General features: G+C 50.8%; 29 protein-coding genes. 3 read left to right on the forward strand and 26 right to left on the reverse strand.

All coding sequences use genetic code 11. The features are described 5' to 3' along the window. Nucleotides 1–80: 80 nt before the first annotated feature. The 15 genes from GC101_RS02345 to GC101_RS02415 all read right to left on the reverse strand — a co-directional run bounded on the left by GC101_RS02345 (nucleotide 81) and on the right by GC101_RS02415 (nucleotide 14,537). Complete coding sequence (locus GC101_RS02345) at nucleotides 81–1,610, reverse strand: serine/threonine-protein kinase (RefSeq protein WP_171715948.1); 1,530 nt, start codon at nucleotides 1,608–1,610, stop codon at nucleotides 81–83. A 117-nt stretch (nucleotides 1,611–1,727) separates the two neighbouring features. After that, a complete protein-coding gene (locus GC101_RS02350; protein WP_171716273.1) occupies nucleotides 1,728–2,759 on the reverse strand; it encodes an SAM-dependent methyltransferase in 1,032 nt (343 codons plus the stop codon). 32 nt (nucleotides 2,760–2,791) lie between these two features. Next, complete coding sequence (locus GC101_RS02355) at nucleotides 2,792–3,574, reverse strand: ABC transporter ATP-binding protein (protein WP_171715949.1); 783 nt, start codon at nucleotides 3,572–3,574, stop codon at nucleotides 2,792–2,794. Continuing rightward, the gene (locus tag GC101_RS02360) at nucleotides 3,574–3,897 is read right to left on the reverse strand and encodes a thioredoxin family protein (RefSeq protein WP_171715950.1); all 324 of its coding nucleotides are present in this window, start codon (nucleotides 3,895–3,897) and stop codon (nucleotides 3,574–3,576) included. The genes GC101_RS02355 and GC101_RS02360 overlap by 1 nt, the downstream gene beginning before the upstream one ends. Further along, nucleotides 3,894–4,235: a cyclic-phosphate processing receiver domain-containing protein gene (locus GC101_RS02365; RefSeq protein WP_216626445.1), complete on the reverse strand. Its 342-nt coding sequence runs from the start codon at nucleotides 4,233–4,235 to the stop codon at nucleotides 3,894–3,896. Before GC101_RS02365 ends, GC101_RS02360 begins: the two co-directional genes overlap by 4 nt. Next, complete coding sequence (locus tag GC101_RS02370) at nucleotides 4,235–5,092, reverse strand: deoxyribonuclease IV (RefSeq protein ID WP_171715952.1); 858 nt, start codon at nucleotides 5,090–5,092, stop codon at nucleotides 4,235–4,237. Before GC101_RS02370 ends, GC101_RS02365 begins: the two co-directional genes overlap by 1 nt. Then, nucleotides 5,082–5,897 (reverse strand): Fpg/Nei family DNA glycosylase, encoded by an 816-nt coding sequence (locus GC101_RS02375; RefSeq protein ID WP_076243008.1) that lies wholly within the window; start codon nucleotides 5,895–5,897, stop codon nucleotides 5,082–5,084. The genes GC101_RS02370 and GC101_RS02375 overlap by 11 nt, the downstream gene beginning before the upstream one ends. A gap of 45 nt (nucleotides 5,898–5,942) precedes the next feature. Beyond that, entirely contained in the window at nucleotides 5,943–6,731 is a 789-nt protein-coding gene (locus tag GC101_RS02380) for a TIGR01457 family HAD-type hydrolase (protein WP_171715953.1), read from the reverse strand. A 294-nt stretch (nucleotides 6,732–7,025) separates the two neighbouring features. Further along, nucleotides 7,026–7,976 carry a ribonuclease Z gene (gene rnz, locus GC101_RS02385; protein WP_171715954.1) on the reverse strand — a complete coding sequence of 317 codons (951 nt, stop codon included), beginning with the start codon at nucleotides 7,974–7,976 and terminating at the stop codon, nucleotides 7,026–7,028. A gap of 227 nt (nucleotides 7,977–8,203) precedes the next feature. Then, the gene (gene metH / locus GC101_RS02390; RefSeq protein WP_216626446.1) at nucleotides 8,204–11,581 is read right to left on the reverse strand and encodes a methionine synthase; all 3,378 of its coding nucleotides are present in this window, start codon (nucleotides 11,579–11,581) and stop codon (nucleotides 8,204–8,206) included. Between the two features lie 178 nt (nucleotides 11,582–11,759). Next, nucleotides 11,760–12,182 (reverse strand): FixH family protein, encoded by a 423-nt coding sequence (locus GC101_RS02395; protein ID WP_171715956.1) that lies wholly within the window; start codon nucleotides 12,180–12,182, stop codon nucleotides 11,760–11,762. Between the two features lie 226 nt (nucleotides 12,183–12,408). Next, entirely contained in the window at nucleotides 12,409–13,194 is a 786-nt protein-coding gene (locus GC101_RS02400; protein ID WP_171715957.1) for an HAD family hydrolase, read from the reverse strand. Nucleotides 13,195–13,228: 34 nt separating this feature from the next. Further along, the gene (locus GC101_RS02405; RefSeq protein ID WP_171715958.1) at nucleotides 13,229–13,756 is read right to left on the reverse strand and encodes a hypothetical protein; all 528 of its coding nucleotides are present in this window, start codon (nucleotides 13,754–13,756) and stop codon (nucleotides 13,229–13,231) included. Between the two features lie 47 nt (nucleotides 13,757–13,803). Beyond that, the gene (locus GC101_RS02410; RefSeq protein WP_171715959.1) at nucleotides 13,804–14,013 is read right to left on the reverse strand and encodes a DUF896 domain-containing protein; all 210 of its coding nucleotides are present in this window, start codon (nucleotides 14,011–14,013) and stop codon (nucleotides 13,804–13,806) included. A 110-nt stretch (nucleotides 14,014–14,123) separates the two neighbouring features. Continuing rightward, the gene (locus tag GC101_RS02415; protein ID WP_042137878.1) at nucleotides 14,124–14,537 is read right to left on the reverse strand and encodes a LysM peptidoglycan-binding domain-containing protein; all 414 of its coding nucleotides are present in this window, start codon (nucleotides 14,535–14,537) and stop codon (nucleotides 14,124–14,126) included. Nucleotides 14,538–14,733: 196 nt separating this feature from the next. Here GC101_RS02415 and lexA point away from each other — a divergent pair, with 196 nt between their 5' ends. Both lexA and GC101_RS02425 read left to right on the forward strand, forming a co-directional pair. Continuing rightward, the gene (gene lexA, locus GC101_RS02420) at nucleotides 14,734–15,360 is read left to right on the forward strand and encodes a transcriptional repressor LexA (RefSeq protein ID WP_039299199.1); all 627 of its coding nucleotides are present in this window, start codon (nucleotides 14,734–14,736) and stop codon (nucleotides 15,358–15,360) included. A gap of 194 nt (nucleotides 15,361–15,554) precedes the next feature. Then, a complete protein-coding gene (locus GC101_RS02425) occupies nucleotides 15,555–15,893 on the forward strand; it encodes a L,D-transpeptidase (protein ID WP_171715960.1) in 339 nt (112 codons plus the stop codon). An 86-nt stretch (nucleotides 15,894–15,979) separates the two neighbouring features. Here GC101_RS02425 and GC101_RS02430 read toward each other — a convergent pair whose 3' ends face one another. The 6 genes from GC101_RS02430 to GC101_RS02455 all read right to left on the reverse strand — a co-directional run bounded on the left by GC101_RS02430 (nucleotide 15,980) and on the right by GC101_RS02455 (nucleotide 18,147). Next, the gene (locus tag GC101_RS02430) at nucleotides 15,980–16,537 is read right to left on the reverse strand and encodes a hypothetical protein (protein ID WP_171715961.1); all 558 of its coding nucleotides are present in this window, start codon (nucleotides 16,535–16,537) and stop codon (nucleotides 15,980–15,982) included. Between the two features lie 188 nt (nucleotides 16,538–16,725). Continuing rightward, entirely contained in the window at nucleotides 16,726–16,947 is a 222-nt protein-coding gene (locus GC101_RS02435) for a hypothetical protein (RefSeq protein WP_144026006.1), read from the reverse strand. An 80-nt stretch (nucleotides 16,948–17,027) separates the two neighbouring features. Continuing rightward, nucleotides 17,028–17,213 (reverse strand): hypothetical protein, encoded by a 186-nt coding sequence (locus GC101_RS02440; protein ID WP_039299211.1) that lies wholly within the window; start codon nucleotides 17,211–17,213, stop codon nucleotides 17,028–17,030. Nucleotides 17,214–17,266: 53 nt separating this feature from the next. Further along, complete coding sequence (locus tag GC101_RS02445; protein WP_305954185.1) at nucleotides 17,267–17,491, reverse strand: hypothetical protein; 225 nt, start codon at nucleotides 17,489–17,491, stop codon at nucleotides 17,267–17,269. Between the two features lie 104 nt (nucleotides 17,492–17,595). Continuing rightward, nucleotides 17,596–17,955 carry a hypothetical protein gene (locus GC101_RS02450; RefSeq protein WP_171715962.1) on the reverse strand — a complete coding sequence of 120 codons (360 nt, stop codon included), beginning with the start codon at nucleotides 17,953–17,955 and terminating at the stop codon, nucleotides 17,596–17,598. A gap of 15 nt (nucleotides 17,956–17,970) precedes the next feature. Then, on the reverse strand, nucleotides 17,971–18,147 hold the full coding sequence (locus GC101_RS02455) for a hypothetical protein (RefSeq protein WP_171715963.1): 177 nt from the start codon (nucleotides 18,145–18,147) through the stop codon (nucleotides 17,971–17,973). 552 nt (nucleotides 18,148–18,699) lie between these two features. On the opposite strand from GC101_RS02455, the gene GC101_RS36860 reads away from it, so the two are divergent. After that, nucleotides 18,700–18,957: a DNA-directed RNA polymerase subunit alpha C-terminal domain-containing protein gene (locus GC101_RS36860; protein WP_425497131.1), complete on the forward strand. Its 258-nt coding sequence runs from the start codon at nucleotides 18,700–18,702 to the stop codon at nucleotides 18,955–18,957. Nucleotides 18,958–19,048: 91 nt separating this feature from the next. Here the strand turns inward: GC101_RS36860 and glnA are convergent, their stop codons facing one another. The 5 genes from glnA to hflX form a co-directional block, all read right to left on the reverse strand. Continuing rightward, a complete protein-coding gene (gene glnA, locus GC101_RS02465) occupies nucleotides 19,049–20,377 on the reverse strand; it encodes a type I glutamate--ammonia ligase (protein WP_039299225.1) in 1,329 nt (442 codons plus the stop codon). Between the two features lie 29 nt (nucleotides 20,378–20,406). Beyond that, nucleotides 20,407–20,817 carry a MerR family transcriptional regulator gene (locus GC101_RS02470; RefSeq protein ID WP_019910684.1) on the reverse strand — a complete coding sequence of 137 codons (411 nt, stop codon included), beginning with the start codon at nucleotides 20,815–20,817 and terminating at the stop codon, nucleotides 20,407–20,409. A 278-nt stretch (nucleotides 20,818–21,095) separates the two neighbouring features. Next, nucleotides 21,096–21,632 (reverse strand): P-loop nucleotide/nucleoside kinase family protein, encoded by a 537-nt coding sequence (locus GC101_RS02475; protein ID WP_171715965.1) that lies wholly within the window; start codon nucleotides 21,630–21,632, stop codon nucleotides 21,096–21,098. A gap of 349 nt (nucleotides 21,633–21,981) precedes the next feature. Further along, nucleotides 21,982–23,235, reverse strand: a complete 1,254-nt coding sequence (locus GC101_RS02480; RefSeq protein WP_171715966.1) for a methionine gamma-lyase family protein — start codon at nucleotides 23,233–23,235, stop codon at nucleotides 21,982–21,984. Between the two features lie 185 nt (nucleotides 23,236–23,420). Continuing rightward, nucleotides 23,421–24,710, reverse strand: a complete 1,290-nt coding sequence (hflX, locus tag GC101_RS02485) for a GTPase HflX (RefSeq protein ID WP_171715967.1) — start codon at nucleotides 24,708–24,710, stop codon at nucleotides 23,421–23,423. Nucleotides 24,711–24,734 lie beyond the last annotated feature (24 nt).

Raw genomic sequence — 24,734 nt, forward strand, 5'->3', positions numbered from 1 at the left:
CCATTCTAGCACACCTATGTCCTGCGCCGAAATAGAAAATAAGCCTAATTCCTGCAAAACACGCAGAAAAAGTAGTGATTTCAACGTTTTTTCTGAAATATTCCACTATTTTTTGCAGAAAATCGTTTGTCCGTTCCCAGTCCAAGCATCACTCCAACCGCTTGACCCAGCTTCCCTTTGGGCTGAAAAGGGTCCTGCTGAAGCGGCAGACTGCACACTTTGGCCTGTCCCAAAGCAGAAGCCAGAAGCGCTGCCGCTGAACCGCCGGCCAGCGGCAGACAGATCCGCCAGTCCGGCTGAGGGGCGAGACCGCTGCGGCGCAGCCAGTGCAGCGTATCCTCCAGCCGCCAATCCGCACCGGAGGCCACCAGCACCGGCCTGCCACTGGCCGTGAAGGCTGCCAGGGCCCCTTCGTAACCGCCTGTCCCCAGATCCAGAACCACGAAGGAATACGACTCCCCCGTCCGCTGAGGCAGTCCGTCAGCAGGCGCAAGCTTCCAGAAATCTACGTTGTTCCAGGTAAAGGGATGCTCCGGCATCACTCCACCATGGATGGCACTTCTTTCAGGCACTTCTGCCATTCCTTTAATACGATTAAATACTTGCGCATCAGGAGCGCATTCCACCCAGGCGGTGTGGCCAGTCCGCGACAAATAATGGCTCACAGCCAGTGAAGTATGCGTTGTCCCCAGTCCCGGAGCTACGCCCAGCACAGCCACTACTAAGGTCTGCCGGGACTGCAGCCTAACAGAAGCGGCCTGTAAATCCGGCTTATGCTCCGGCGCTGTCAGCTCTGCGGCTTCGGCTTCAAGCGGTTCAAGCGCTGACAGCACCTCCTGGGCACTGCCGTACCGCTCTTCCGGATGATGACGCAGTAGGCGCCGGATTACCGGTATCAACCGGTCCGGAATGCTGCCGTGCAGCCTCCGTTCCATTCCCGGCTGCCAGCTGCTGAATTGTCCGCCGGAAGCCATGTACAGCAGCAGCGCACCCAGCCCGTACAGGTCAGACAGCGGACTGCTCTGTGCACTGCCATATTGCTCCGGGGCAGCGAAGCCGGCGGTGCCCAGCTTCTCCGTATCTTCATCAGATCCGGTTCTCAGCTTACGCGCAATACCGAAATCAATCAGCAGCAGCTCATAAGGCCCGGTCAGCATAATATTGGAGGGCTTCAGGTCACGGTATACGATCGGCGGATGATGGCTGTGCAGGTATTGCAGGACCTCCAGCAGCTGCCTGGCATAGCTGATAATCCGCCCTCCCGTAAGGGCTGCCGGATGCTCAATCATGGATTGATGAAGGGTTACCCCTTCAATGTAATCCATCACCAGATAACTATAGCCGTCACGGTCCGGCGGGAAGAAATCGCCAACCCTGGGCAGCTTAGGATGATTCAGTGAGATCAGCAGCTCTGCTTCTGCCTGGATAGCTCCAATTCGATGCCCGCCCCCTTCCCGTATCACACTTTCCTTAACCGCCCATTCCTTTCCCGGCAGCCGCAAATCCTCTGCCAGATATACACGGCTCATTCCTCCTGTACCGATAAGTCCGGTAATAGAGTAACGTCCTCCAAGGATTTGTCCGGTTGTCAGCTTGCCTGTTACATTCATCTTTTTTCCTCCTTATTGTCACACAAAAAAGGGAAAGCATCCGCCGTCAGCACCTGGTACCGGCATGAAGCCGGCGGTGCAGATAGCGGGATGCTTTCCCTTTATCCATGAACCTAATTAATATTTAATCATATAAAGTGTTATTTCATCGCGGTTGTGAAACAGCTGCTTCGCGCGCTGAATCTGCATCCGTTCACCTTCAAACATGGCAATAATCTCTTTGATCATTGCCAGCGGCTTCTTATGCATCAGCTTCACCGTGACAATGGCAGTCCCGCCCGGAGTCAGACTATGGAGCAGTCCGGTGACCAGCTTCGCCATCAGCTTGGGACTCCAGCTCATATCGCAGACCAGCAGATCAAATTCATTCTCGCGGAATTTGACCTCCCCGGCATTTTTACGCAGAATCTTGAGTCCGGGATAATTACGCAGCGATTCATGCATCAGGGCCGGATCCACAGCGGTTACCTTAAGACCGCGTTCCAGCAGGAACGAGGTCCAGCCGCCCGGGGAAGCGCCGATATCCACCGCATTCTTGAAGCTGTAGAACGGAATGGCGAATTCCTTCTCCGCCTCCATCAGCTTGAACTTAGCCCGTGAGATCTGCCCGTCCTCCTTGCGGAAGCGGATCATCCCGCCGTTCCAGCTGGAGAGATTCTCTTCCGGCCGGGATACACCGGCATAAAGGGCTTCTCCATCTGCATATACGGACACCACCCATGCCGGATCCTGCACGGTGAATTCTGCACCCAGACTGTCAAGCCTTCCCTGCAGCCACTCCCGCAGCTCTCCCGGGCTGTCTTCCCAGAAGGACGTGCTGCCCTTGCGGACATGCAGCGAGACCTTCTCACCCTCCAGCTCTGTCCGCCGGCTTAAGTATACGGCCAGCCTGTCCATAGCAGACATATCGCCTGTGTCCTGGAACTGCACCGGCTGGATGTGCCGCAGGAAGATCGGCAGGTTCTGTGCCAGCATCCGCGATACCTCTTCAGGCTCTGCCTCCAGCGTTGCCAGGAACACTTCACCCGGCAGCAGCAATGTACTTTTCACCGCTCCGAACAAGCGGCGCAGCTCCTCTTGTGCATAGGGAGCAAAGCCGTGATTCGCGGTGCAGATGTATCTTGAAATTATTTTCTCATCAGGTGCCATGTTTGGCTCGAGGGGTTCTTGCGTAAAATCATTCAAATCGATGTGCCTCCAGGTCTTATTTTTATCCAGGGACGGCCGCTATCCCATTCAACATCAACAGGTATGTCGAAAGTGTCCATCAGCATTTCCCTAGTCAGCACTTCTTCCTTGGGACCGGCTCCCGCCAGCTTCCCGTCACGGATAAGCGCTACATGGGTGAAGAGCGGTACAATCTCCTCTACATGATGCGTTACGTACACTACAGCCACATTGCGCTGCTTCAGCTTGTCGATCTCGGCCAGCATCTTCTCACGCTCGTAGAGATCAAGGCCGGCGCAAGGCTCGTCCATGATCAGCAGCTTGGGCTCGGCTATCAGGCAGCGCGCCAGCATCGCTTTCTTGCGTTCCCCCTGGGACAGGGTACCAAACGGATGGTACGCCAGTTCGCTGAGATTCATATCGTCCAGCAGCTTCAGCGCCTGATCCTGCACACTTTGCGGGATTGCCTGATAAAAGCGCAAATAGGCATAAGCGCCAGTTGCGACGACTTCCCATACGGGATCGCTGAGCGAGAGCTTTTCCATCAGGGACGGACCAATATAGCCGATTTCCTTGCGCACCTCGCGTACATCACACTGGCCGAATTTGTAGCCCAGCACTTCAACAGAACCCTTGCTTGGAAACAGGTACCCGGTCATCATTTCCAGCAAAGTGGTTTTACCGGAGCCGTTACGTCCGAGAATTACCCAGTTCTCGCCTTGCTTCATTTCCAGAGATACATCATCAAGAATCAGGCTTTGTTCCCTGCGCAGGGAAAGATGTTGTAAAGATATCATTATGAGGTCACTCTCCTTATGTAATCCAGTACCCGTTCTACCGAGCCCATTGAATAAAAGATTTCCGGTTCAGCGCGGCGGTCCGCCGGCACTACCATCAGTGCAGGCACACTGGATATACGGTACGTGTTTACAAGTCCGGGCAGCATATTTACGTTGCCCTCAGCAATCAGAAGTCCGGGCGGCAGCAGATGCTGCGCAACCTCCAGCATACGACGTGCGGCCTTGCAGGTCCCGCACAGCGGGGTATACAAGAACACTACAAGAGGTTCTCCCGGCCTTCCGAGCAGCTCCATCAGTTCTTCCTGATTCATATCCTTCATCCAGCCGCCGCTCCTGCAGCAATTTCCTGCAGCCTCTCCAGCCCAAGCGGGCCATTGTGCAGCTGTGTGCCGGCAGGCACGGCCGGATACAAGATTTCGTACATTTCCTTGCGCCCCTCAAGGCTGGAGGTGTGCAGATAGATTTCCCGCGGGAATAATCCTTCGAGCACCATCCTTTTGGCCACTTCACCGCCGCAGAAATCCTCCGGGCCCATATCATAATCAAGCGACAGAATATCGACCGGGCCGCTGCGCAGCATCAGCAGACACTCTCCGGTGGTTCTGGCCAGTGCAAAACCGGAAGGCCGTCTTCTCATATCGTCCATATATATATTCATCACGATTCATCCTCCGCTTCAAACCAATGCCTGACTAGAGCAATTTCCGCCCTGTGAGTGCCGTCAGGCCCTTTTTCCGTTTCCATCGCAATCGCTGCCACCTTGCGCAGGGGAACAGAGGTCAGCAGCTCCCGTAGCGCCTTCACGCCAATATGGCCTTGCCCGATCTGAGCATGTCTGTCCCGCCGGGAGCCGCAGGGGAACAGGGAGTCGTTCAGATGTACGGCAGCAAGATGTGGCCAGTAGCCGAGTGCTTCTCCCCTCTGCAGCAGCTCATCAGTATGCTGCGGATTCCAAATCCCTGATGCAAAGGCATGACAGGTATCGAAGCAGAAGCCGATTTTCTCCGGATAGCGGCTCAGTTCACGGACTTTGACCAGCTCTTCCAGCGTCATGCCTTCATGGCCGTGATTGCCTGCCATGTTCTCGATCAGCAGCTTTGTCTGGCCTTCCCATCCTGACAGGGTGTCATTTATACATTGTATAATATTTTGATAGCCTTGTAATGGCTCCATTCCGGCAAAATGGCCAAAATGCACCACAATGCCCAGTGATCCGCAAGCCTCGGCGATCTCCAGATCATTGCGCAGCGAAGCAGCCATAACGGCTCTGCCTGCGGAATCTGCGGCCAGATTGGTCGGATAAGGGGTATGGGCAATGGAGACCATTCCCTGTTCCCGGCAATAACCGGCACAGCTATGCGCATCCCGGTAGTCAACCGGCTTAAGCTTCAGACTGCGCGGATTCTTCGGAAAATATTGAAAACATGACGCACCGCTCTCCCTGGCGGACCGGGCAGCCTGCCCGTATCCGCCGCGTATGCTGACATGTGCCCCTATACCGGGATTAAGCGTCATGCTGACAATCCGGGCAATAGAATACCTTGCGTCCGGACTGCTCTGTCTTGATAATCGTTCCCCCACCGCGCAGGCAGGGTTCGCCGCCGCGGTCATACACTTTACAAGCATCGTTGTAAGAACCGGTAACCGTATCTCCGGTCATGAACGGCATTTCCATATAACCGCCAATCTCGGTTGCCTCCGTCAATACCTTTCGCACACTGTCATACAGCCGGGTTACTGCCTCCGGTGACAGATTCTGAACGAGCGTAGACGGCAGAAGTCTTGCTTCAAAGGCAATCTCGTCGGCATAACAATTGCCGATTCCAGCCATAACATGCTGGTTGACCAGCAGACTCTTCAGCGCACCGCGGCGTCCTTTGAGCAGAGCGGCGAAGCGTTCAGCCGTCATCCTCCGGTCCAGCAGCTCCGGTCCAAGCTTACCCATTGCCGCTTCACTTTCCTTAACAGACAGGAGATGCAGATACCCCAGGCGCAGGCCCATGAAATAAAGGATATGCTCTCCAAAAGCCAGTTCAACCTGAGTAGTCCGGTCCGGACGCTCTTCCTCTGTCCCATAGAACAAAAGTCCGCCCAGCATCAGATGAAGCAGCAGTCTTCTGCCGTCATGCAGATGGAAAAGGATATGCTTGGCACGGCGCTCTACGAACACAACACGCGCCCCAACCAGACCGTTCACGAAATCCGCGGTCTCCATATTGATTGTTTTTTCTCTGTTAACGGTTACCCCCGTAATTGGAACATTTATTAAATGCTGGCTCAGCAGCTTTCTGTAATTCTCCATTTCCGGCAATTCCGGCATATTGTCATCTTCCCTTCCAGGTTGGTAAAAGGCATACCTTTGTCATTATACACCGAGCAGTACCATTAGTTCAGCTAAATCAGCACAAATTTCATCCGGCTTAACTCCCGTAACAGTCTGGTAGTGCTCCAGATTATCGTGTGTGGTCAGACCCGTCAGCACCAGTATCGTGCGGCACCCTGCATTTACACCGGCAGAAATGTCTGTACGCATGTTATCTCCGACTACAACCGCTTCCTCAGGTGTGATCCCCAGCAATGTTGTCGCATAGGTAATCAGATGGGATTCCGGTTTGCCGATTACTACAGGTGACACTCCGCTGGCTGCTTCAATTGCAGCTCCAAGGGTTCCGGCGCCGGGCATCACCCCGTCATCGGAGGGGAGCATCAGGTCCGGGTTGGTCAGCACAAACCTGGCTCCTTCCCGGATCCAGCGCGAGGCCCGGGCCAGCGATTCATATGTAAAAGAACGGTCGATGCCCTGGACAACATATTGCGGATTCTCCGTGACCAGGGTCAACCCCGCTTCGGCACAGGCCTGCACCAGTCCCTCTTCTCCAAGTATCGCCACGGTTGCTTCCGGTGATTCCTCAGCAATGTAGCGTGCCGCAGCAAGGGATGAGGTGCAGACCTCTTCCGGATTCGCATCAATTCCCATCCCGCGCAGATGTGCAGCAACACTTGCCGCTGTGCGTGAAGAGTTATTCGTGACAAACAGGAACGGTACAGCCGCTCTACGCAGCGCTGCTATCAACCGATCTGCATCCGGAATCATCCGGCCGCCGTGATACAAGGTTCCGTCCAGATCAATTAACAAACCACCTATATTGTTCATAATACCCCCTGTTTGAGTCCCGTTTATTTAATTCATCACATTAATAGTTAATGCTATAAATTATCTTCGCAATTTTCTACCCCTTTCCCGCTATAGCCCACTGTTATTGAGTTTTTTGATGGCATCCTAACTTTTCCGCTACTCCGTTTCGCCAATTTCTCTACTGCTTCGTACGCTTAAAGCTCTCCAACTATTTAAAATTTAACATACTTCGTCGAACGATAGCGAACCGCAGTACCAGCAGGCTTTTTATGGCACAGCCCTGTCATTTCCTGCGCTTTCCCGGAAAATAATTCATTCCCCGGGGGCATTTCCCGCGGCTCTCCGGTGGACCGGGAAGGTGCAGAATTCCTCCGCCAGCAGTGTATTCGGGAAGATGGCCTGCGCCTCTTCCAGCAGTGGAATCAGCTCCTCCTGTGAGCTGTACCGCGAGCTGAAGTGGGTCAGCAGCAGTTCACGCCCGCCTGCCTCACGTGCCAGCTCCGCGGCTTGCCGGGCTGTACTGTGATGATACTGATAGGCCATATCGGCCAGGTCATGAGCAAAGGTAGCCTCATGAATGATCAGATCAGCATCCTGTGACAGCGGCAGTGTTCCCTCGCAAGGACGGGTATCGCCCAGAATAGTAACAATGCGGCCGCGTTTCGGCGCATGGATCACATCCGCTGCCCGGATTACAGTCCCGTCTTCAGTTGTGATATCTTGGCCTCTCTTCAGCTTGCCATACAGCGGCCCGGGCTTCAGCCCGTAACTCTTAAGCAGCTCTGCATCGAGGTTGCCCGGACTGTCTTTCTCCGTTACCCGGTACCCATAGCTGTCAATTCTATGCTCCAGCAGTCCCGCCTCAACCTTGAACGTATCATCCTCAAACACCAGCCCGCCGCTGTGCTCGATAATCTCAAGCTTGTAGGGGATTCGCGACTGGCTTGCAGACAGTGAAATATCCAGATAAGCTTTGATCCCCGGAGGTCCATACACTGTAAGCGGTGATGTACCACCCTGATAGCCACGGCTCGACAGCAGCCCCGGAAGGCCGAACAAGTGGTCACCATGCAAATGGGTGATAAACAGCTTCTCCAGCTTGCCCAGCCGCAGCGGTGAACGGAGAACCTGATGCTGCGTCCCTTCTCCGCAATCGAACATCCAGAACGTGCGCCGTTCTTCAAGCAGCCTGAGGGCGATTGAGGTTACATTCCGCTGCAGTGTCGGTACCCCGGCATTTGTTCCCAAGAAATAAATTTCCATTATGCCCCTCCTCTCTTCTCTCGTACTTCTCATCTTATTTTTATCATGCCGGTTCTTATGAAAAGAATTCTACTCTGTTTTGGCGCTGAAAGCATCTTTCAAGTAGAATCAGCTGGATACGTTACATATAAAATTCTTATATTTCCAGCAAAAAACCTCCCGGTGACGGGAGGTTCCGCTATGACGGGCACAGGCCCTTCTGACGGGTGATGATTAATCAGGGCACTTTACAGCTTCTCCACATTGAAATACTGTGCTTCAGGATGTGCAAATACCATAGCCGATACCGAAGCCTCCGGCTCCATCATGAAGCCTTCGGTAAGGTGAACTCCGATATCCTCCGGAGACAGCAGCTTGAATAACGGCCCTTGATCCTCCAGATCCGGGCAAGCCGGGTAGCCAAAGGATACACGGATTCCCTGATAACGCGCCCCGTGTCTCTGCTTCATCGTCATATCCGCCGGATCCGGGAACCCCCAGGTATCCCGCATCATATGGTGAACGCGTTCAGCCAGGCCTTCTGCCACCTCCAACGCTACTGCCTGCAGGGCATGGGAACGGAGATAATCTCCCCGGTCCTTAAGCTCCGTGGACAATTCACGTACACCATGGCCGGCGGTTACTACCAGGAACCCGACGTAATCCATAACCCCGCTGTCCACCGGCTTCAGGAAGTCGGCAAGGCAGAGATACGGCTCAACGTTCTGCCGCGGGAAGGTGAAGGTATGCAGCACATTGGCAGGATTCTGCGGGTCATAGATCAGGATATCATTCCCGCTCGACTGGGCCGGGAAGAACTGATACATGGCATGTGGAACAATGGTACCTTCCAGCATCGCCTGATGCAGAATATCGTCTACGGTTTCTTTCAATTCCACTGTACGCGCATCTCCCGCTGCCAGCTGCGCTTCCACGGAACCACGCAGCCCCAGATGATGACCGAGCAGCATCTGCATGTTCACATAAGGAATAATATGTCCAAGCGGATAATTGCGCAGGACATGACGCTCCAGATCCGGCGGGGTAAACACAGGGGCATCGGCTGAAATTTTGGAGCGGACGGCACGCGTCAGCTCGGGAAGCGGCTGCTGAGGAGCTACAGCAACGGCAGCCTCTGCCTCTTGGCGTACCTCTTCCTCAATCTTGCCCCGCTCCAGCGGATTCATCAGCCGGTTGGCGATATCCAGGCCGTCCATGGCATCCTTGGCGTATAGGACCAGGCCGTCATATTCAGGGCGGATACGGGTCTTGGTGAACTTGCGGGTTAATGCCGCACCGCCGACCATAATCGGCACATCGATACCGGCAGCGCGCAGATCCTGCGCCGTCAGTACCATCTGCTGCGCCGACTTCACCAGGAGGCCGGATAATCCGATGGCGTCAGCTTTTTCCTTGCGGAAGGCTTCAATTATATTCTCTGGCGGAACCTTTATACCCAGATTGACGATCTCGTAACCATTATTGGAGAGGATAATCTCCACAAGGTTTTTGCCGATATCATGCACATCGCCCTTAACGGTTGCGAGCATAATTCTTCCTTTAACCGAGGTCTCATCCTTCTTCATAAACTGCTCCAGATGACCGACCGAGGCCTTCATCACTTCAGCGCTTTGCAGCACTTCAGCGACAATCAATTCATTGTTGTTGAACAATCTGCCGACTTCCGACATCCCCGCCATCAGCGGACCATTAATAATCTCAAGCGGACCGGATAACTTCAGTGCTTCGTCCAGGTCTGGAATGAGTCCTTCCTTGGTTCCCTCAACGACATACGAGGCGAGACGTTCTTCCAGCGAGAGATTGGAGATCTTCTCCTTCTTCTCGACCTTCTTCTCCCGGAAAGCCGCTACGAACGCAGACAAAGTATCGTCATTCGTATTATAAATCAGCTGTTCGGCAAGCTTGCGTTCTTCTTCCGGAATGGAGGCATAACGCTCCACCTTTTCGGTATTCACAATCGCATAATCCAGCCCGGCTTTGGTGCACTCATAGAGAAATACCGAGTTCAGCACTTCACGGCCCGCTTCCGGCAGTCCAAACGATACATTGCTTATGCCCAGAATCGTATGAACGGTAGGCAAAGCTTCCTTGATCAGGCGGATACCGTCAATCGTCTCTTTTGCAGAACCGATATATTGCTCGTCCCCAGTTCCGACAGGGAATACAAGGGTATCAAAGATCAGATCTTCAGCGGCCAGCCCGTATTTGTTCACCAGCAGATCGTATGAACGTCTGGCAACCTCCAGCTTGTCCTTAGCCAGGATCGCCTGCCCGGTTTCATCAATTGTGCCCACAACGATCGCAGCCCCGTATTTATGAATCAGCGGAGTCACAAGCTCGAATTTCTCTTCACCATCTTCAAGGTTAATGGAGTTAATAATCGCCTTACCCTGGCAATATTGCAGGGCCAGATCAATCACCTTCGGATCGGTGGTATCGATCATCAGCGGGACTTTGACTTTCTTCACTACCAGCTCGAGGAAGCGTTTGATATCCTCCGTCTCATCACGGTCAGGGTCCTGCACGCAGACGTCAATGACCTGCGCTCCGCTCTTCACCTGTGCGCGGGCAATCTCTGAAGCTTCCTCATATTTGCCTTCAACGATCAGCCGCTTGAACTTCCGCGATCCCAGCACGTTGGTCCGTTCACCGACCATGTAAGGACGGTTATCGCTCTCAATGTACACAGGCTCTATGCCGGAGAGTGCCGGCGGATGAATGCCATCCAGCCCGCGCGGCGGATATGCCGACAGGGCTTCGGCCATCGCCCGGATATGATCAGGGGTTGTGCCGCAGCAGCCTCCGGCAATGTTCAGCCAGCCCTTCTCGGCGAAGCCGGCCAGCTTACGGGCAAGTGAATCCGGAGATTCATGGTAGTTGCCGTTCTCGTCCGGGAGCCCGGCATTCGGATAGCAGCTTACCGCTGCCGAAGAAATGGCCGACAGCGAACGGATATGATCGCGCATGAATTCCGGTCCGGTCGCACAGTTTAATCCGACAGAGATCGGCTTAAGATGCTCCAGCGAAATGTAGAAGGCCTCGATGTTCTGCCCCGCAAGCGTAGTCCCCATCGGTTCAATGGTACCCGAGATCATCACCGGCAGTGTAATTCCGCTTGTCTCGAAGGCATTGTGGATACCTATACTTCCGGCCTTCACATTCAGCGTGTCCTGGGAAGTCTCCAGCAGCAGGGCATCTACTTTGCCGTCAATCAACGCGACTGCCTGCTCTTCATAGCTGTCCACCAGCTCCTGGAACGTGACTCCCCCTGTTACGGAGAGCGTCTTCGTGGTCGGCCCCATGGCCCCTATTACGTACCGCGGGCGATCAGGTGTATCATATTTATCTGCGGCATTACGCGCCAGTCTGGCAGCCTCCAGGTTAATCTCCCGGGCCCGCTGCGGGATATCATATTCTGCAAGCACCACAGAGGTGGCGCCGAATGTGTTAGTCTCAATCAGATCCGCGCCGGCTTCCAGGTATTTCTCATGAATATCCTGAATTACCTCCGGCCGGGTAAGCACCAGCATTTCATTACAGCCATCCAGGTCATCCCCGCCGAAATCATCGCCGGTAAGCGGCACCTGTTGAATCATCGTGCCCATGGCTCCGTCTAGTATCAGTATGCGTTGCTGCAAGCTTTCTGCAAGTGTGAATTTGGCCACTTTCAATCCCCCCAGTAAAACATTAGAGTAAGTTTAGCAGAATAAAGGGAATTCGGAAAGCCTTCCTTTCCACCCTGCATTATTTGTATTGACAGTATAGCTACAGCTCACAAACTCATCATGGCTGTACCGTGAGTTCTTTAGACGGCATAGAGTGCTGCGTCCGGGCAGTCACATGGGAAGTGACCGTATAGCTGCCGGCTTGCTCAAATGCACGTTCACTTATATAAGCTCCCTCTCCGTCACTTGCCCCTTTCAGCTGAGTGCTCTTGCCTGGCTCTGCACTATCTACAATTTCGAAAATCACTTCTTTGGCGTCCTCAACAACTTCTCCGTCCTGACTAATAACAGCTTTAAAAATCACCTTGTCGTTAACGGATACTTCTTCCGGACTCCAGCTTAGCTCTACCTTGATAGGCACCATTGAGGAATCAGCAGCTGCATGCATATACATATCCTCTTCATCATTCCCTGAACAGCCGGCAAGCGTCATACCCATGACAATGCAAATGAGACCTCTAAGTACCTTTGGCTTAATCATCTGGAGCCCTCCCGGTTCATCGATAGATTCATCTTCATGTTAACAGCAAAAGTCAGATTGCTTTCTTCCTTATTATACACATTTTATTCAACTTGTCGGAAATAAGCTTCGTTAACCGCCCTATCACATGAGAATAGTCATATACATGAACTACATTCGTCCAGATCCTCGCAGGGATATCAAAAAAGCCAATATCCTATAAGGATACCGGCTTCATCTAATTCAGTTATAGGGAGTGTACCAATGGCAGAAGCTCCGAAAGATGGCTGATCTGATAATCCGGAGTAATGTCCGGGTCAGGAGTCTTGGCTGTCCGGTTGATCCAGACCGTCGTTAGACCTGCGGCCAATCCTCCGAGAATATCAGTCGTAAGCTTATCTCCGACCATGACCCCCTGCTCAGGCGTAATATCCAGCAGTCCGAGGGCATGCTCGAAGATTGTCTTGTCCGGTTTTCCTTTACCGAAGCTTCCAGAAATGACAATATGGTCAAAATAAGGAATAAGCTCAGGCACACCATCAAGCTTCTCCTGCTGGAGTGCAGGACAGCCATTCGTCAACAGCAGCAGCTTCACCTTGCCGCGCAGCTCATCCAGCACCTGAAGCGTCTCTTCATATATATAAGGACGGCTGCGGCGCTCAGAGGCGAACTTGGCCGCGAGGCGTGCCGCCAGCGCTTCATCGTCCACTCCAAGAGAGGCAAGTCCGCGGCGCCAGGATTCGGTGCGGTAGGCCGGAGCAAGCTGTTCCAGCTGCCGGAATTCCGGCTGGTCTCCAGCTGTGAAGTTAGCCCATAGTGCCTCAAAAGGATTAATCCCGATCAGCTTCGTGAACGGAAAAGTCTCGTAAGACTCATAAAGCGCACGCGCTTCTCTGCGCACCGCCTGTTCAAGCTCCTGCGGATCAACAGAATCCCCTGCAGCCTCAGAGGCGTAGCGGAATGCTTCTTCCACACTTCGATCATCCCATAGCAGTGTATCGTCAAGGTCAAATAGTACGGCGGTAATCGGCATTTCGTTCTCCCACTCCCTATGCTGGTCTATCTTACTATTCGTGCACTACTTCAATGTTGTTGTTCTTGCCGAATTGATCCAGGCGTGCAGCCATAGCGGCGGTATCATACCGGTTGATCAGCTTGGAGAAAATCCACTGCTTGCGCTTGCCTTTATACTTAATGGTAACTACACTGCGCGACAAGGTAATCTTCTCGATTTCAGCTGCTGGCAAAAAGCGTTCACGGTTGTATTTAATAGTAGACAGACGGGCGCGTTCCACCTTAAGGAACGGACGGCGGAAGAATAGCAGCGCGGCAAGCAGGAAGTACAGTACTACCCCCAGCCAGTTGGCCAGTATTCCGCTTCCTTTCGCTTCATCAATGGAACCGACTACCCAGAACATAATGCCAAGCAACAGCAATACGACAGGGAATACAATATTCCGGCCTTTGAAAATATCGGTGCTCTTTGCAGCAGCTTTAGAGCTCGCCCCATATATCGTCTCTTTTCCCTGCTTCTTTCTTTGCTGATTGATTTGCTTGGTGTTGCGTTGAACCATTCTTTCCCAAGAACGGGCCATGTTAGTTCCCCCTAGTCATCCTGTATTATCTATGAAAAGGCCGCAGACTAAGCTTTCTGTCCGTTGTTGCCTTCTTCATGCTCCGGATTATCCACAATCTCAATGGTATCAAGCTGGGCCCGGAAATTGCTGCGGATATTGCCCAGATAAATCTCGCGGAGTTTGGCGCGTTCTGCCAATTCTTCCTCATTCAGGCCGCTTTCCTTATGTTTGCGTGCCAATTCATTGATCCGTGCGACCAATTCGTCAATATTCAATACTTTCCCCTCCCCTATAAATTCATTCTAACTTTGCCATGAGAAAAAGAGCTTGTCAAGGTCTACCCCCTGAAAGCTCTCTTAGTCGAACACCAGTATGCTTCTATCGGTTAATATACCGGCACGGACAGTATATCTCCTGCCTTAATTCCGCTGTCCTTCAGACCATTTGACTTCTTGATCCCTTCTATATATACAGCAGTCCTCATGTCATCCGGTTTATTCTTGAGGGCAATGCTCCACAAGGTGTCTCCGCGTTCAACTACGATCCGTTTCTCAGGCTTCATTAAAGTGACAGAACCAGCGAACACATTGCCGACTACTGTAAATCCGGAGATCGTGAGTAATAGTATCAGAGATATCTTGATGAAGCTGACCTGGCGGAATATTGAAGTAAGTACAGACAGCAAGCGAAGGGTCTTGTCTCTGAATTGTGCCAATGGATTATGGGGTAATGGATTACCGGGAGCGGACACCTTGATATCCTCATTGTAGATACTATTGTAGGTACTGTATTTTAACATAAATATCGTCCTCCAAACACTTGTTCTTACTTTCGAAAATAATATAACACGAACATGTGTTTTGATCAATAGTTTTTTCGAACAACTGTTCCCTTTATTTTTCGGGCTATAATTCTCACAATTTAGAACTTATGTTTGTACGAACGGCAGTTCTATGTTATAATTTTCCCAAACATAGTATATGGGGTTGATTCCGATGTCAAAGATTTCGAGTCGCCAGCTGGCGATCCTGGAATTTATACGTAACGAAGTCCGCAGCAAGGGTTATCCTCCGTCCGTACGGGAAATTGGTGAAGCTGTTGGCCTGGCCTCCAGTTCTACAGTGCACGGTCATCTGGACCGGCTTGAGAAGAAAGGCCTGATCCGGCGCGATCCTACGAAACCGCGTGCAATTGAATTGCTCGGACAGGAAGATTCAGAGAATGTACATCAATTCGTCCAGACGGTTACCCGTATCCCTGTAATTGGCAAGGTTACTGCTGGTGTTCCTATTACCGCTACAGAGAATATTGAGGATTACTTCCCGCTTCCTACTCATTACGTAGGGGATAACAAGGTATTCATGCTTTCTGTACTCGGCGACAGCATGGTTGATGCCGGTATTATGAACGGCGATTATGTTATTGTCCGCCAACAGCAAACCGCAGATAATGGTGACATCGTTGTTGCGATGACCGAAGAAGATGAAGCAACCGTTAAGACCTTTTACAAAGAACGTGATCATATCCGGCTGCAGCCGGAGAACCCGGCTTACGAGCCTCTCCGCCTTAACCGCGTTACTATTTTGGGCAGAGTCATTGGATTATTCCGCGATATTCATTAATCTTTCTCCTCCATAATCAGGCTGCTCCGCATCACGCGAAGCAGCCTTTTTCCTTTTTAGATCCTGTTACGCTTGCCCAAAATGCCAAAAAACCAACACAGGAACATTTGTTCCTATGTTGGTTTTTTGGCATTTTTTACTCCGAACCGCTTTAGCGATCCGCACATATCCTGTTACAAAGGAGTGCTGATCCCATGCCCAACTATCGAATTATTGTCGACCTTTCACAGCGCATACTTTATCTGCTTGATAATGACACCGTAACCAGGGGATTTCCTGTTGGTATTGGCCGGATGCTGACCGTCTCGCCGGTAGGTGAGTACACGATCATTAACAAGCAGCCCAACCCGGGCGGACCGTTCGGAGCCTTCTGGATGGGCCTGTCCAAGCCGCATTATGGAATTCATGGAACCAATGACCCTTCTTCCATCGGCCACATGGTATCCCACGGCTGTATCCGCATGTATAACCAGGACGTGGTCGCATTGGCTGCCATCATTCCCATTGGCACCCGTGTAACCATCAGGGAGTAGCCGCAGTCATGCAGCCGCCTATAAATCCCTATATTGAACGCAAGAACCCCTCTGACGGGTTTTCGCCAAAGGGGTTCTTTACAGCATTATTGCACAGTTTGCTCATAACCAAGCTCGTCCAGAATGCTTTCAGCCAGACTCCACTGTTCCGCAGGTGAGTCTTTGCTTTTTTTGGCGTAGACCAATGCACTCTTGGTAACTTTCTCGATCAGCCTGCGTCCCTGTTCTTTAGTGATGGACACTTCCATCCCGGAGCGGCCCACCACCTCAGACAGACAAAAGAACGCAATCCGCATCGCGTAATTGTCTCTGCTGAGGAAATAGAACAGATGAGGCACATTCTTGAGCAGACGGTCAACCCAGTTCGTAATCTCCCGTACCTGATAGACTTCCCGGCGATCCTGCTCATACCCATTGAATATAATTATGATTTTGCCCCGTAGCCGCTTCTTCTCATATTTCTTAAATTCACGCAAATAACTCTCGAGCCGCCCCTTCTCCACATCTTCTCTGGAGACATTCAGCACGGTGGTTCCGGCTGCATCCCATTTAGAACTTTCTTCCATCACCGGATCTGCGTTAACCAACAGTGTACTATCCTGTAATTCCGGCAGTCCCAAACGCTGGCGTAATTGATCGTCCATTCTTCACACCTTCCTGTATCAAGCTCTTGTGCAGCTTGTTCACCATGTTATCCTGATATGTAACGTGCCTCAAACCTTATACTCCTCATCGTTCAATTATACTCCGGCCTTTCCACACTCTCAATCGCAAGTAAAAAAGACATCCCGGAAGGATGTCTTTGAGTGGATTCATATCCTTTGCCTACTGACTACAACACGCTGCGCAACAACCGGATAGCAATAGTGTTTAAACGAATCGCTTCACGGATGGATGCTCTTGCAGCCAGCAATTCTCTTCTGGCACGTGAACCGCTTGGAAATCTGCGCAGGTTCTCATTAATTTCCTCAAGTCTTTCCAGCAGGATTGCTCTTTGTGCGAGCAGTGCATTAATTGCTCTGCGGATTCTGTTTCGTTCTCTTTGCGTCATCATTACACCTCTTCTACGTTTTATAGTATAAGAAATGCAAAGATTGGCTTCGGAGACTGTGTGATTTGGCAGTAATATTATAATTAGCTTTCTTTGACCTTGATGGAGATAATATTTACAGGATTAAGATACTTGCCTCCTGCCGGAATCCAGCCTGTCAACCCACCGGATGTCAGATAGGTTCTGGCTTCTGCCGCCGATTCAAACACAGATTCTAGCTCTTCAATTTGCCCATTCACATACTGAAGCTCAAAAATAACTTTACTCACTTGCGACCACCTCCTCAGCTACTAATTCGTTACCCCGAAGCGTTTACCTGCTTTTACTTCTTGGGCAGCCTTACCCGGAACTCAAATTCGTCACGTCTATAGGTCATTCCGGCCAGCAATACATACTCCGGCGTCCATTTCTGTACAGGTCCGGCGTAATCAGCTATAACATGAGGTTTACCCTCGATCAGCTGAACGACATAGACCTTCACCTGGGCAAGTGCCGCCGCGAATATATCAGCATCACTTGAAAGAACTTTATACGCAGTATTCAACATCTTTCCTCCTCAGTGCACAAGCAAGAATGATAAGGATTCATAGAGCACACAAATCAGTTTAATTATACCGGGTTCTGGAACAAAATGTATACCCTATTTAGAGTTTAGAGCTTGATGAAAATGATTTTAAACAGCCCAAGGTATTTGCGCTTTGCCTTAATATCACCGATAAATGTCTTACCGTCTTGAATATCAGGTATGCTGAAGGTGGAGAACAGAATGTAATTTTCCCGGATTGTAAACGATTCGACCATAGGCTGAGCGACCAGACTGGTAATTCCTCCAGCTAGCTCTACCCCCAGTGTTTCCTCCAGATGATTCACAGCATATTCTCCAAAGTCCTCTTTGCCCGGATTCATAACGGCTAGTAAAACTAGTACTACTATAATTACAAAAGACAGTTTTGCCGCTGTTTTCTTGCGGACTTTGTGTTCTGGCTGCGTTGCATCATATCGCGGGTTCATGCTTATTCCCTCCAGCTAGAATATTTCTTGAATCGCGAACACTAACGGACTCACAATAAACCTGCAGATTATAACCAGCACATCAACCGGCCCGCTTATCCCAACATCCATTCCGCTCCAGTCCGGACTACCTGCTACCGGTGAATCCAGCCCATATTGCTCTATAATCCGTTCCCTGGTTTCAGTTGACATGCCGGCCCCTTCTGCAGCTCCAGCCTGAGAACAAATTAGCGTTAATAATAGGATCATTGCAATGATACTTACATATTTATTTCTCATTTCATACCCCTATGTATCTTATTTATTAACAAGGAAATACCGCACCGCAACGACCACGGACAGTATCAGCTGTAACAGCAATAGATCCCAAGCCCAAGCCCTCTAAACACATGCTTCACTTCAGCCTTGCTTTAGTCATAAAAGCGATCACCATTGTAAGCTACCTGCAAAAGGTTCCTTTAGTGTGTATATGATCCAGTATATAGGACATGGTACATTATGTAAAATAAACCATCCGGCAAACCATTGGGATGTAGATAAAATAACCCGTCAGCCATTATTCCGGCGAGTCGCTTTAAATTTAATGGATCTATTAAGTATCTATTATCCTAGATAATATTTTTTTGTATTTTATGTGTATTTTGTAAATAAAGGGTTGAAATATTTTCTCATATATTTATAATAATTACCAGATATATGAAGGGAGACATCAAGAGATTGTCCACTAGAGATATTCTTCCCCTCATGTCTTACATTGAAATTGACCGTAGATTATATCCGCGACCTATTCACACTTTAAGACAGAGATCGACCAGAAACCCTAAAAGCATTTCTCGTATTCTTAATTCGTTATATGAGAGCAATTACATCACCGTGGGTGATTTGATGAAAGCTTCATTGGCTGAATTGCGTTGCTTAAGGAATTTTGGCGTCACGGGGCAAATGATTGTCGTCGAGTTGTTAGAGGCCCATACCAAACAGTTGTCTGAGATTTCCCGCTAAGGACCTTTTTAAAGGTTCTTTTTTTTATAACCACTCCCCCCACGCCAAAAAAAAAGCCCCCGACGCTTAGAGCGCCAAGGGCTGCTGTATCCTAGTAAAGCGTCATGTACTGATCTCTTTCCCATTCGTGAACCTGGGTGCGGTAAATATCCCATTCAATTTCTTTAAGTTCGTAGAAGTGGGCCAGCGCATGTTCACCCAGAGCTTCGGTAATAACATGGCTGCGGATCATTTCGTTCAGGGCTTCCTTCAGATCGGACGGCAAGCTTGGGATGCCTTCTTCAATCCGCTCTTCCTCAGACATCACATAGATGTTACGGTCGATTGGAGCCGGAAGATCAAGCTGGCGTTTGATTCCGTCCAGACCTGCCTTCAACATTACAGCAAGTGCAAGGTAAGGGTTAGCTGCCGGGTCCGGGTTGCGGACTTCAACGCGTGTGCTAAGCCCTCTGGAAGCCGGAATACGGATCATTGGGCTGCGGTTGCTCGCAGACCAGGCCACGTAGCAAGGAGCTTCATAACCAGGCACCAGACGTTTGTATGAGTTGACAGTCGGGTTTGTGATCGCAGCAAAAGCACGTGCGTGCTTCAGAATCCCCGCCATGTAATAACGGGCAGTTTTGCTCAGACCCAGTGTGTCACTCTCGTCATAGAACATGTTCTCGTTGCCTTTGAACAAGGATTGGTGTGCGTGCATACCGGATCCGTTCATGCCAAATAGCGGCTTAGGCATAAAAGTAGCATGCAGGCCGTGCTGACGGGCTACCGTCTTCACGACAAGCTTGAAGGTTTGAATCTGGTCCGCTGCCTTAATAGCATCGGCGTATTTGAAGTCAATTTCATGCTGGCCGGAAGCCACTTCATGGTGGGAGGCTTCCACTTCAAAGCCCATTTCTTCAAGCGTCAATACGATTTCGCGGCGGCAGTTCTCCCCAAGATCCATCGGCGCCAAATCGAAATATCCGCCCTGATCGTTCAGTTCAGTGGTCGGGTTACCCTTCTCATCTGTTCTGAACAGGAAGAATTCAGGTTCAGGTCCAACGTTCATAGCAGTGAAGCCCATTTCCTCAGCTTCGAGCAGACAACGTTTGAGGATACCGCGCGGATCTCCGGCAAACGGTGTTCCGTCTGGCATATACACATCACAAATCAGACGTGCAACACGACTATCCGTCACCCAAGGGAAAATCACCCAAGTGCTAAGATCCGGATACAGGTACATATCGGATTCTTCGATCCGGACATAACCTTCGATGGAGGAACCGTCGAACATCATTTTGTTGTCGAGTGCCTTTTCCAGCTGACTTACGGGAATTTCCACATTTTTGATTGTTCCGAGCAGATCGGTAAATTGCAGGCGAATAAACCGGACGTTCTCGTCCTTGGCAATACGCAGAATATCCTCTTTAGAAAAGCTCACTTTACCCTCTCCCTTTCAAAATCTCTATGTTATTTATTAAAAAACCGGGATAGCTCGCCTTGGATTAGAGACACTTGTCCCGGTCTTTTACCGGAAACCAGTTCCTGCTTAAGCAGACGGTGAAGCTGTGAATCGGATAACTCTCTACGCCGAACCTCTGTATCAGGGGTAATGACTGTAGCTTCTTCGGATTCCTTCGAGACAGGATTCATCACCTGCTTAATGCCGGCAATATTAACACCCTTCTCAATCAATGCCTTGATCTCTAGCAGACGTTCAACATCATTAAAGGAGAACAAACGCTGGTTGCCGGATGTGCGCGCGGGTACGATCAGGCTGTGCTGTTCATAATAACGAATTTGTCTGGCAGATAGATCGGTTAACTTCATTACGATTCCTATAGGGAATAATGCCATATTTCTGCGGATTTCATCACCCATGACTCATCCAACCTTCCAATGATCTTTTTCTCATCTCATTGTACATTTCCTTATATGGCGTGTCAATAGTATGTGAGTTTTTCTCACAAGATTTCTTTAAGCCAATGAGAGATTAAGTGAACAAAGTGTCAGCTACATGGGACCTGGCTTCCCGCAGTATATCACATAGATCAATCCTCAAGCAAAAGTACCGTACTGCAAAACACCTTCACTCATACCTGCACAATGAACGATTTCAACTTTTCAGGAACTCCTTTTTCAAAAGAAAATGTAACCGGCTAAGGTTCAATCACCAGCTCCCCTTCTCCCGCCGGGCTCTCAAATCCGCTCAAAAACCGGGTCAGAATCTCTTCCGTGATTGGAAAAGCCGCATTAGCATCAAAACGCCCGCTCCGGATGAGAAGCCTTTGACGCAAATCGTCCGGATGGACTTTTAAATGTATCAGCGCCCACTCGCCTCCAAGATGCTTAATCAGCTGCTTATATTCAGCCCGCTTCTGCCGCTGCCAAAAGCTGAAATCAATAACAACATGACGGTTATCCTGAATTAGCTTCACCAGCTCCCCCCGCAGCTTGATTTCCGACAGTTCCTTAAAAGATTCATAAGCCTGTTCCGGATAATCTACACCAAAACGGCCATGTGTACTCCAAATATCCTCATCGATCGAGAGCCGGACGAACCCCGCTTTCTCCAGCTTCAGCGCAAAGGTCGTTTTCCCCGAGCCAGCCACACCGCACATCATCACTACAACGGGAGCTTTGCTCACATTTTTTTGTTGTGTTAAATATTCTATAGCTGCCGCTTCATTCAGCATAGACTTCATCTCCTCTTCATTTTGAGCATAGGGGAACGCTTCTCCTCAAACTACGTAGATATAGTATAAAACTACTACGAGGTGACTTCTATGAACCAGAATAATCTCATTTGTAAAGCTTGCGGAAATAACACTTTTGCTGAAGGAAAACTGGAGGGCTACGCTAATGTAAGGCCTGTAAATAACTACTTTTCTTTTGGTTCGAAGCTTACATTGACAATTTGCAAAAGATGCGGCGAAGTGGCTTCTATGAAAGTAGATAAATTTGAGAAATTCTAATTCAGTCCTCCAATGCAAATAACCGGACAGCACTCTGCTGAGTGTCCGGTTATTGTACGTTCACAATTAATTAAAGTAAATTGCGTTCTCTCATACTTTGCAGGGCCATTAGTACCCCGTATTTTACATGAGAGTAAGTTAGTCCGCCCTGCATATACCCGATGTACGGCTCCCGGATTGGCGCGTCCGCAGATAGCTCCAGACTTCCGCCCTGAATGAACGTCCCTGCCGCCATAATGACCGGATGCTCATAACCAGGCATATCCCATGGCTCGGGAACAACGTGGCTATCTACTGCCGCTGCACGCTGAATTCCCTGCACGAAAGCAATCAGATGCTCAGGTCCGTCAAAAGCTACTGCCTGGATCAGATCCGTCCGCGGCTCATCCCAGGCCGGCTTGGTCGTAAACCCGCAGCGCTGGAATACAGCGGAAGCGAAAATACTGCCCTTCACAGCCTGCCCTACGGTATGCGGAGCCATGAAGAGCCCCTGATACAGTCCACGCGTCGTCCCCAGCATGGCACCGACTTCTCCGCCTATCCCGGGAGCTGTCAAGCGGTATGCGGCCAATTCCACCAGATCTGCCCGGCCGCAGATATACCCGCCTGTCTCGGCAATTCCGCCGCCGGGATTCTTAATCAATGAACCGGCAACGAGGTCAGCACCAACCTGCGGGGGCTCCAGAGTCTCGGTGAACTCCCCGTAGCAGTTGTCTACGAATACAATTACATCAGGTTTTAGTGTTTTCACCTTCGCTACCATCTCACCGATCTCAGCAACAGTGAAGGAAGAACGCCAATCATAACCGCGGGAACGCTGGATTCCTATGACCTTAGTTTTATCGTTTACGGCTATAGCAACCTCGTCCCAGTCAATTTTACCGTCAGCCGTCAGTGCAGTCTCGCGGTAGCCGATGCCAAAGTCCGCCAGAGAGCCTGTCCCGTCGCCGGGCTTGCCAACCACCTTATGCAGTGTATCGTAGGGGCGTCCTGTAATGTATAGAAGCTCGTCTCCGGGACGGAGCACACCGAAGAGCGCCGTTGATATCGTATGAGTGCCTGAAGCGAAATGCGGGCGTACTAGAGCCGCCTCCGCGCCGAATACTTCGGCATAGACCAGATCCAGCACCTCACGCCCCCGGTCATTGTAGGCATATCCCGTAGACCCGGCAAAATGAAAATCACTGACATGCTGGCGCTGGAAGGCTTCAATGACCTTCCACTGATTATGATCTACAATTTTATCCAGCCGCTTAACGGCAACTTCAATTTCTAGCTCTGCAGCTTCCGCTGCTTGTAATAGATCCTCTGCAAATACTGCCATTTCCCCTCAATCTCTCCTTACCCTACTTTTACTTGTCAAAGCTGAACACATCTACGCGATTCCAAGAGGAACGTGTCCGTTTCAGCGAGAAACCCCGCACAGCAGCGCCTGCCCCGAATGATACGAAGCAAAACTGAGGCTGTGCGGGGACTTGTAATGCCTGTACCTATCAAGCCGACTTGCACTTATTGTGGTTCGATGAACTCAGCAAGCTTGTAGCTCCATTTATCGTAGTCCTCTTTATTCAGACGAACATTATAGAGTACGTCATTCCCGTCATAATTCTGCTCAAGTACTTCTCCAACCCGGTAGAGCAGTGATGACAGGTCTCCCCGGTCCCCGGGAATCCGGAAGATCAGGGTATCCCCAGCCAGTTCATCGCTGATAATCTCCGTAATCCGGGTCAGGTCATCCTGATTAAAAGCACTGATCTTCAGGAATCCCGGACCTGTAGGAAGCATTTCCAGCTGCTCCGGCTGGCACAGATCGGTTTTGTTGAACAAGACGATCTGCGGCTTTCCTGCGGCTCCCAGATCCTGCAGAATCGACTGGACAACATCCATCTGCTCTTCACGCATCGGCGAAGAGGAATCAACGACATGCAGCACCAGATTCGCTTCATTCACTTCCTCCAGTGTAGCCCGGAAGGAGGCTACCAGATCATGCGGGAGGTTCTGAATGAACCCTACAGTATCTGTAAGGACAACTTCTTTGCCCCCTGGAAGCTGCAGCACTCGTGAAGTCGGGTCGAGAGTCGCAAACAGCTGGTTCTCAATATACACATCTGCATCCGTAAGCTGCTTCAGCAGTGTCGATTTACCGGCATTGGTATAGCCAACGAGGGCCACCTGGACAGCACCGCTCTTACGGCGGCGTTCACGGTGCAGCTCACGTGTCTTGATGACCTCATCAAGCTGCCGTTTCAGTTCAGTTATCCGGTCGCGTATATGGCGGCGGTCGGTCTCCAGCTTGCTCTCCCCCGGTCCTCTTGTACCGATTCCGCCGCCGAGCCGCGACAGATTCTTGCCTTGTCCGGACAGACGCGGAAGCAGATAAGAGAGCTGCGCCAGCTCAACCTGAATGATGCCTTCCCGGGTCTTCGCCCGGCCGGCAAAAATATCAAGGATCAGCTGGGTCCGGTCAATAATTTTCAGATCCAGCGACTCCTCCAGATTCCGCACCTGTGCGCCGGACAGCTCCTGGTCGAAGATCGCCGTGTTGGCACCCAGACCGTCAGCAGCCATCCGCAGCTCTTCTACCTTCCCCTTGCCGATGAACCATTTGGAATCCGGGGTTTCCTTATTCTGCCGGATAACATCGAGCACCTCCACCCCGGCCGTTTCAGCCAACTGGACTAGCTCCTGGAGTGAAAGCTCGGGATCAATGCCCGTGCGTTTGATTTTGTCCGTGACCAGACTGACGAGTATTGCCCGGTCCTGAACATCTGTTTGGGTATCATGTGTGGTGATTGCCATTAATTAAGTGCTCCTTATCTCTAT

It is taken from the genome of Paenibacillus phytohabitans, assembly GCF_013141775.1.
GTDB lineage: Bacteria > Bacillota > Bacilli > Paenibacillales > Paenibacillaceae > Paenibacillus_AQ > Paenibacillus_AQ phytohabitans.

Bases quoted from the DNA above. Each gene is read 5' to 3' on its own strand.
- GC101_RS02345 (WP_171715948.1), bottom strand. From the start codon at position 1,610: ATGAATGTAACAGGCAAGCTGACAACCGGACAAATCCTTGGAGGACGT.
- GC101_RS02435 (WP_144026006.1), bottom strand. From the start codon at position 16,947: ATGATGACGCAAAGAGAACGAAACAGAATCCGCAGAGCAATTAATGCA.
- rnz (WP_171715954.1), bottom strand. From the start codon at position 7,976: ATGGAAATTTATTTCTTGGGAACAAATGCCGGGGTACCGACACTGCAG.
- GC101_RS02365 (WP_216626445.1), bottom strand. From the start codon at position 4,235: ATGAATATATATATGGACGATATGAGAAGACGGCCTTCCGGTTTTGCA.
- GC101_RS02375 (WP_076243008.1), bottom strand. From the start codon at position 5,897: ATGCCGGAATTGCCGGAAATGGAGAATTACAGAAAGCTGCTGAGCCAG.
- GC101_RS02480 (WP_171715966.1), bottom strand. From the start codon at position 23,235: ATGGCAGTATTTGCAGAGGATCTATTACAAGCAGCGGAAGCTGCAGAG.
- GC101_RS02425 (WP_171715960.1), top strand. From the start codon at position 15,555: ATGCCCAACTATCGAATTATTGTCGACCTTTCACAGCGCATACTTTAT.
- GC101_RS36860 (WP_425497131.1), top strand. From the start codon at position 18,700: ATGTCTTACATTGAAATTGACCGTAGATTATATCCGCGACCTATTCAC.
- GC101_RS02475 (WP_171715965.1), bottom strand. From the start codon at position 21,632: ATGCTGAATGAAGCGGCAGCTATAGAATATTTAACACAACAAAAAAAT.
- GC101_RS02405 (WP_171715958.1), bottom strand. From the start codon at position 13,756: ATGGCCCGTTCTTGGGAAAGAATGGTTCAACGCAACACCAAGCAAATC.
- GC101_RS02455 (WP_171715963.1), bottom strand. From the start codon at position 18,147: ATGTCAACTGAAACCAGGGAACGGATTATAGAGCAATATGGGCTGGAT.
- GC101_RS02470 (WP_019910684.1), bottom strand. From the start codon at position 20,817: ATGGGTGATGAAATCCGCAGAAATATGGCATTATTCCCTATAGGAATC.
- metH (WP_216626446.1), bottom strand. From the start codon at position 11,581: ATGGGCACGATGATTCAACAGGTGCCGCTTACCGGCGATGATTTCGGC.
- hflX (WP_171715967.1), bottom strand. From the start codon at position 24,710: ATGGCAATCACCACACATGATACCCAAACAGATGTTCAGGACCGGGCA.
- GC101_RS02430 (WP_171715961.1), bottom strand. From the start codon at position 16,537: ATGGACGATCAATTACGCCAGCGTTTGGGACTGCCGGAATTACAGGAT.
- GC101_RS02400 (WP_171715957.1), bottom strand. From the start codon at position 13,194: ATGCCGATTACCGCCGTACTATTTGACCTTGACGATACACTGCTATGG.
- GC101_RS02395 (WP_171715956.1), bottom strand. From the start codon at position 12,182: ATGATTAAGCCAAAGGTACTTAGAGGTCTCATTTGCATTGTCATGGGT.
- GC101_RS02445 (WP_305954185.1), bottom strand. From the start codon at position 17,491: ATGTTGAATACTGCGTATAAAGTTCTTTCAAGTGATGCTGATATATTC.
- GC101_RS02355 (WP_171715949.1), bottom strand. From the start codon at position 3,574: ATGATATCTTTACAACATCTTTCCCTGCGCAGGGAACAAAGCCTGATT.
- GC101_RS02360 (WP_171715950.1), bottom strand. From the start codon at position 3,897: ATGAAGGATATGAATCAGGAAGAACTGATGGAGCTGCTCGGAAGGCCG.
- GC101_RS02415 (WP_042137878.1), bottom strand. From the start codon at position 14,537: ATGTTAAAATACAGTACCTACAATAGTATCTACAATGAGGATATCAAG.
- GC101_RS02380 (WP_171715953.1), bottom strand. From the start codon at position 6,731: ATGAACAATATAGGTGGTTTGTTAATTGATCTGGACGGAACCTTGTAT.
- GC101_RS02350 (WP_171716273.1), bottom strand. From the start codon at position 2,759: ATGGCACCTGATGAGAAAATAATTTCAAGATACATCTGCACCGCGAAT.
- lexA (WP_039299199.1), top strand. From the start codon at position 14,734: ATGTCAAAGATTTCGAGTCGCCAGCTGGCGATCCTGGAATTTATACGT.
- GC101_RS02370 (WP_171715952.1), bottom strand. From the start codon at position 5,092: ATGACGCTTAATCCCGGTATAGGGGCACATGTCAGCATACGCGGCGGA.
- GC101_RS02450 (WP_171715962.1), bottom strand. From the start codon at position 17,955: ATGAACCCGCGATATGATGCAACGCAGCCAGAACACAAAGTCCGCAAG.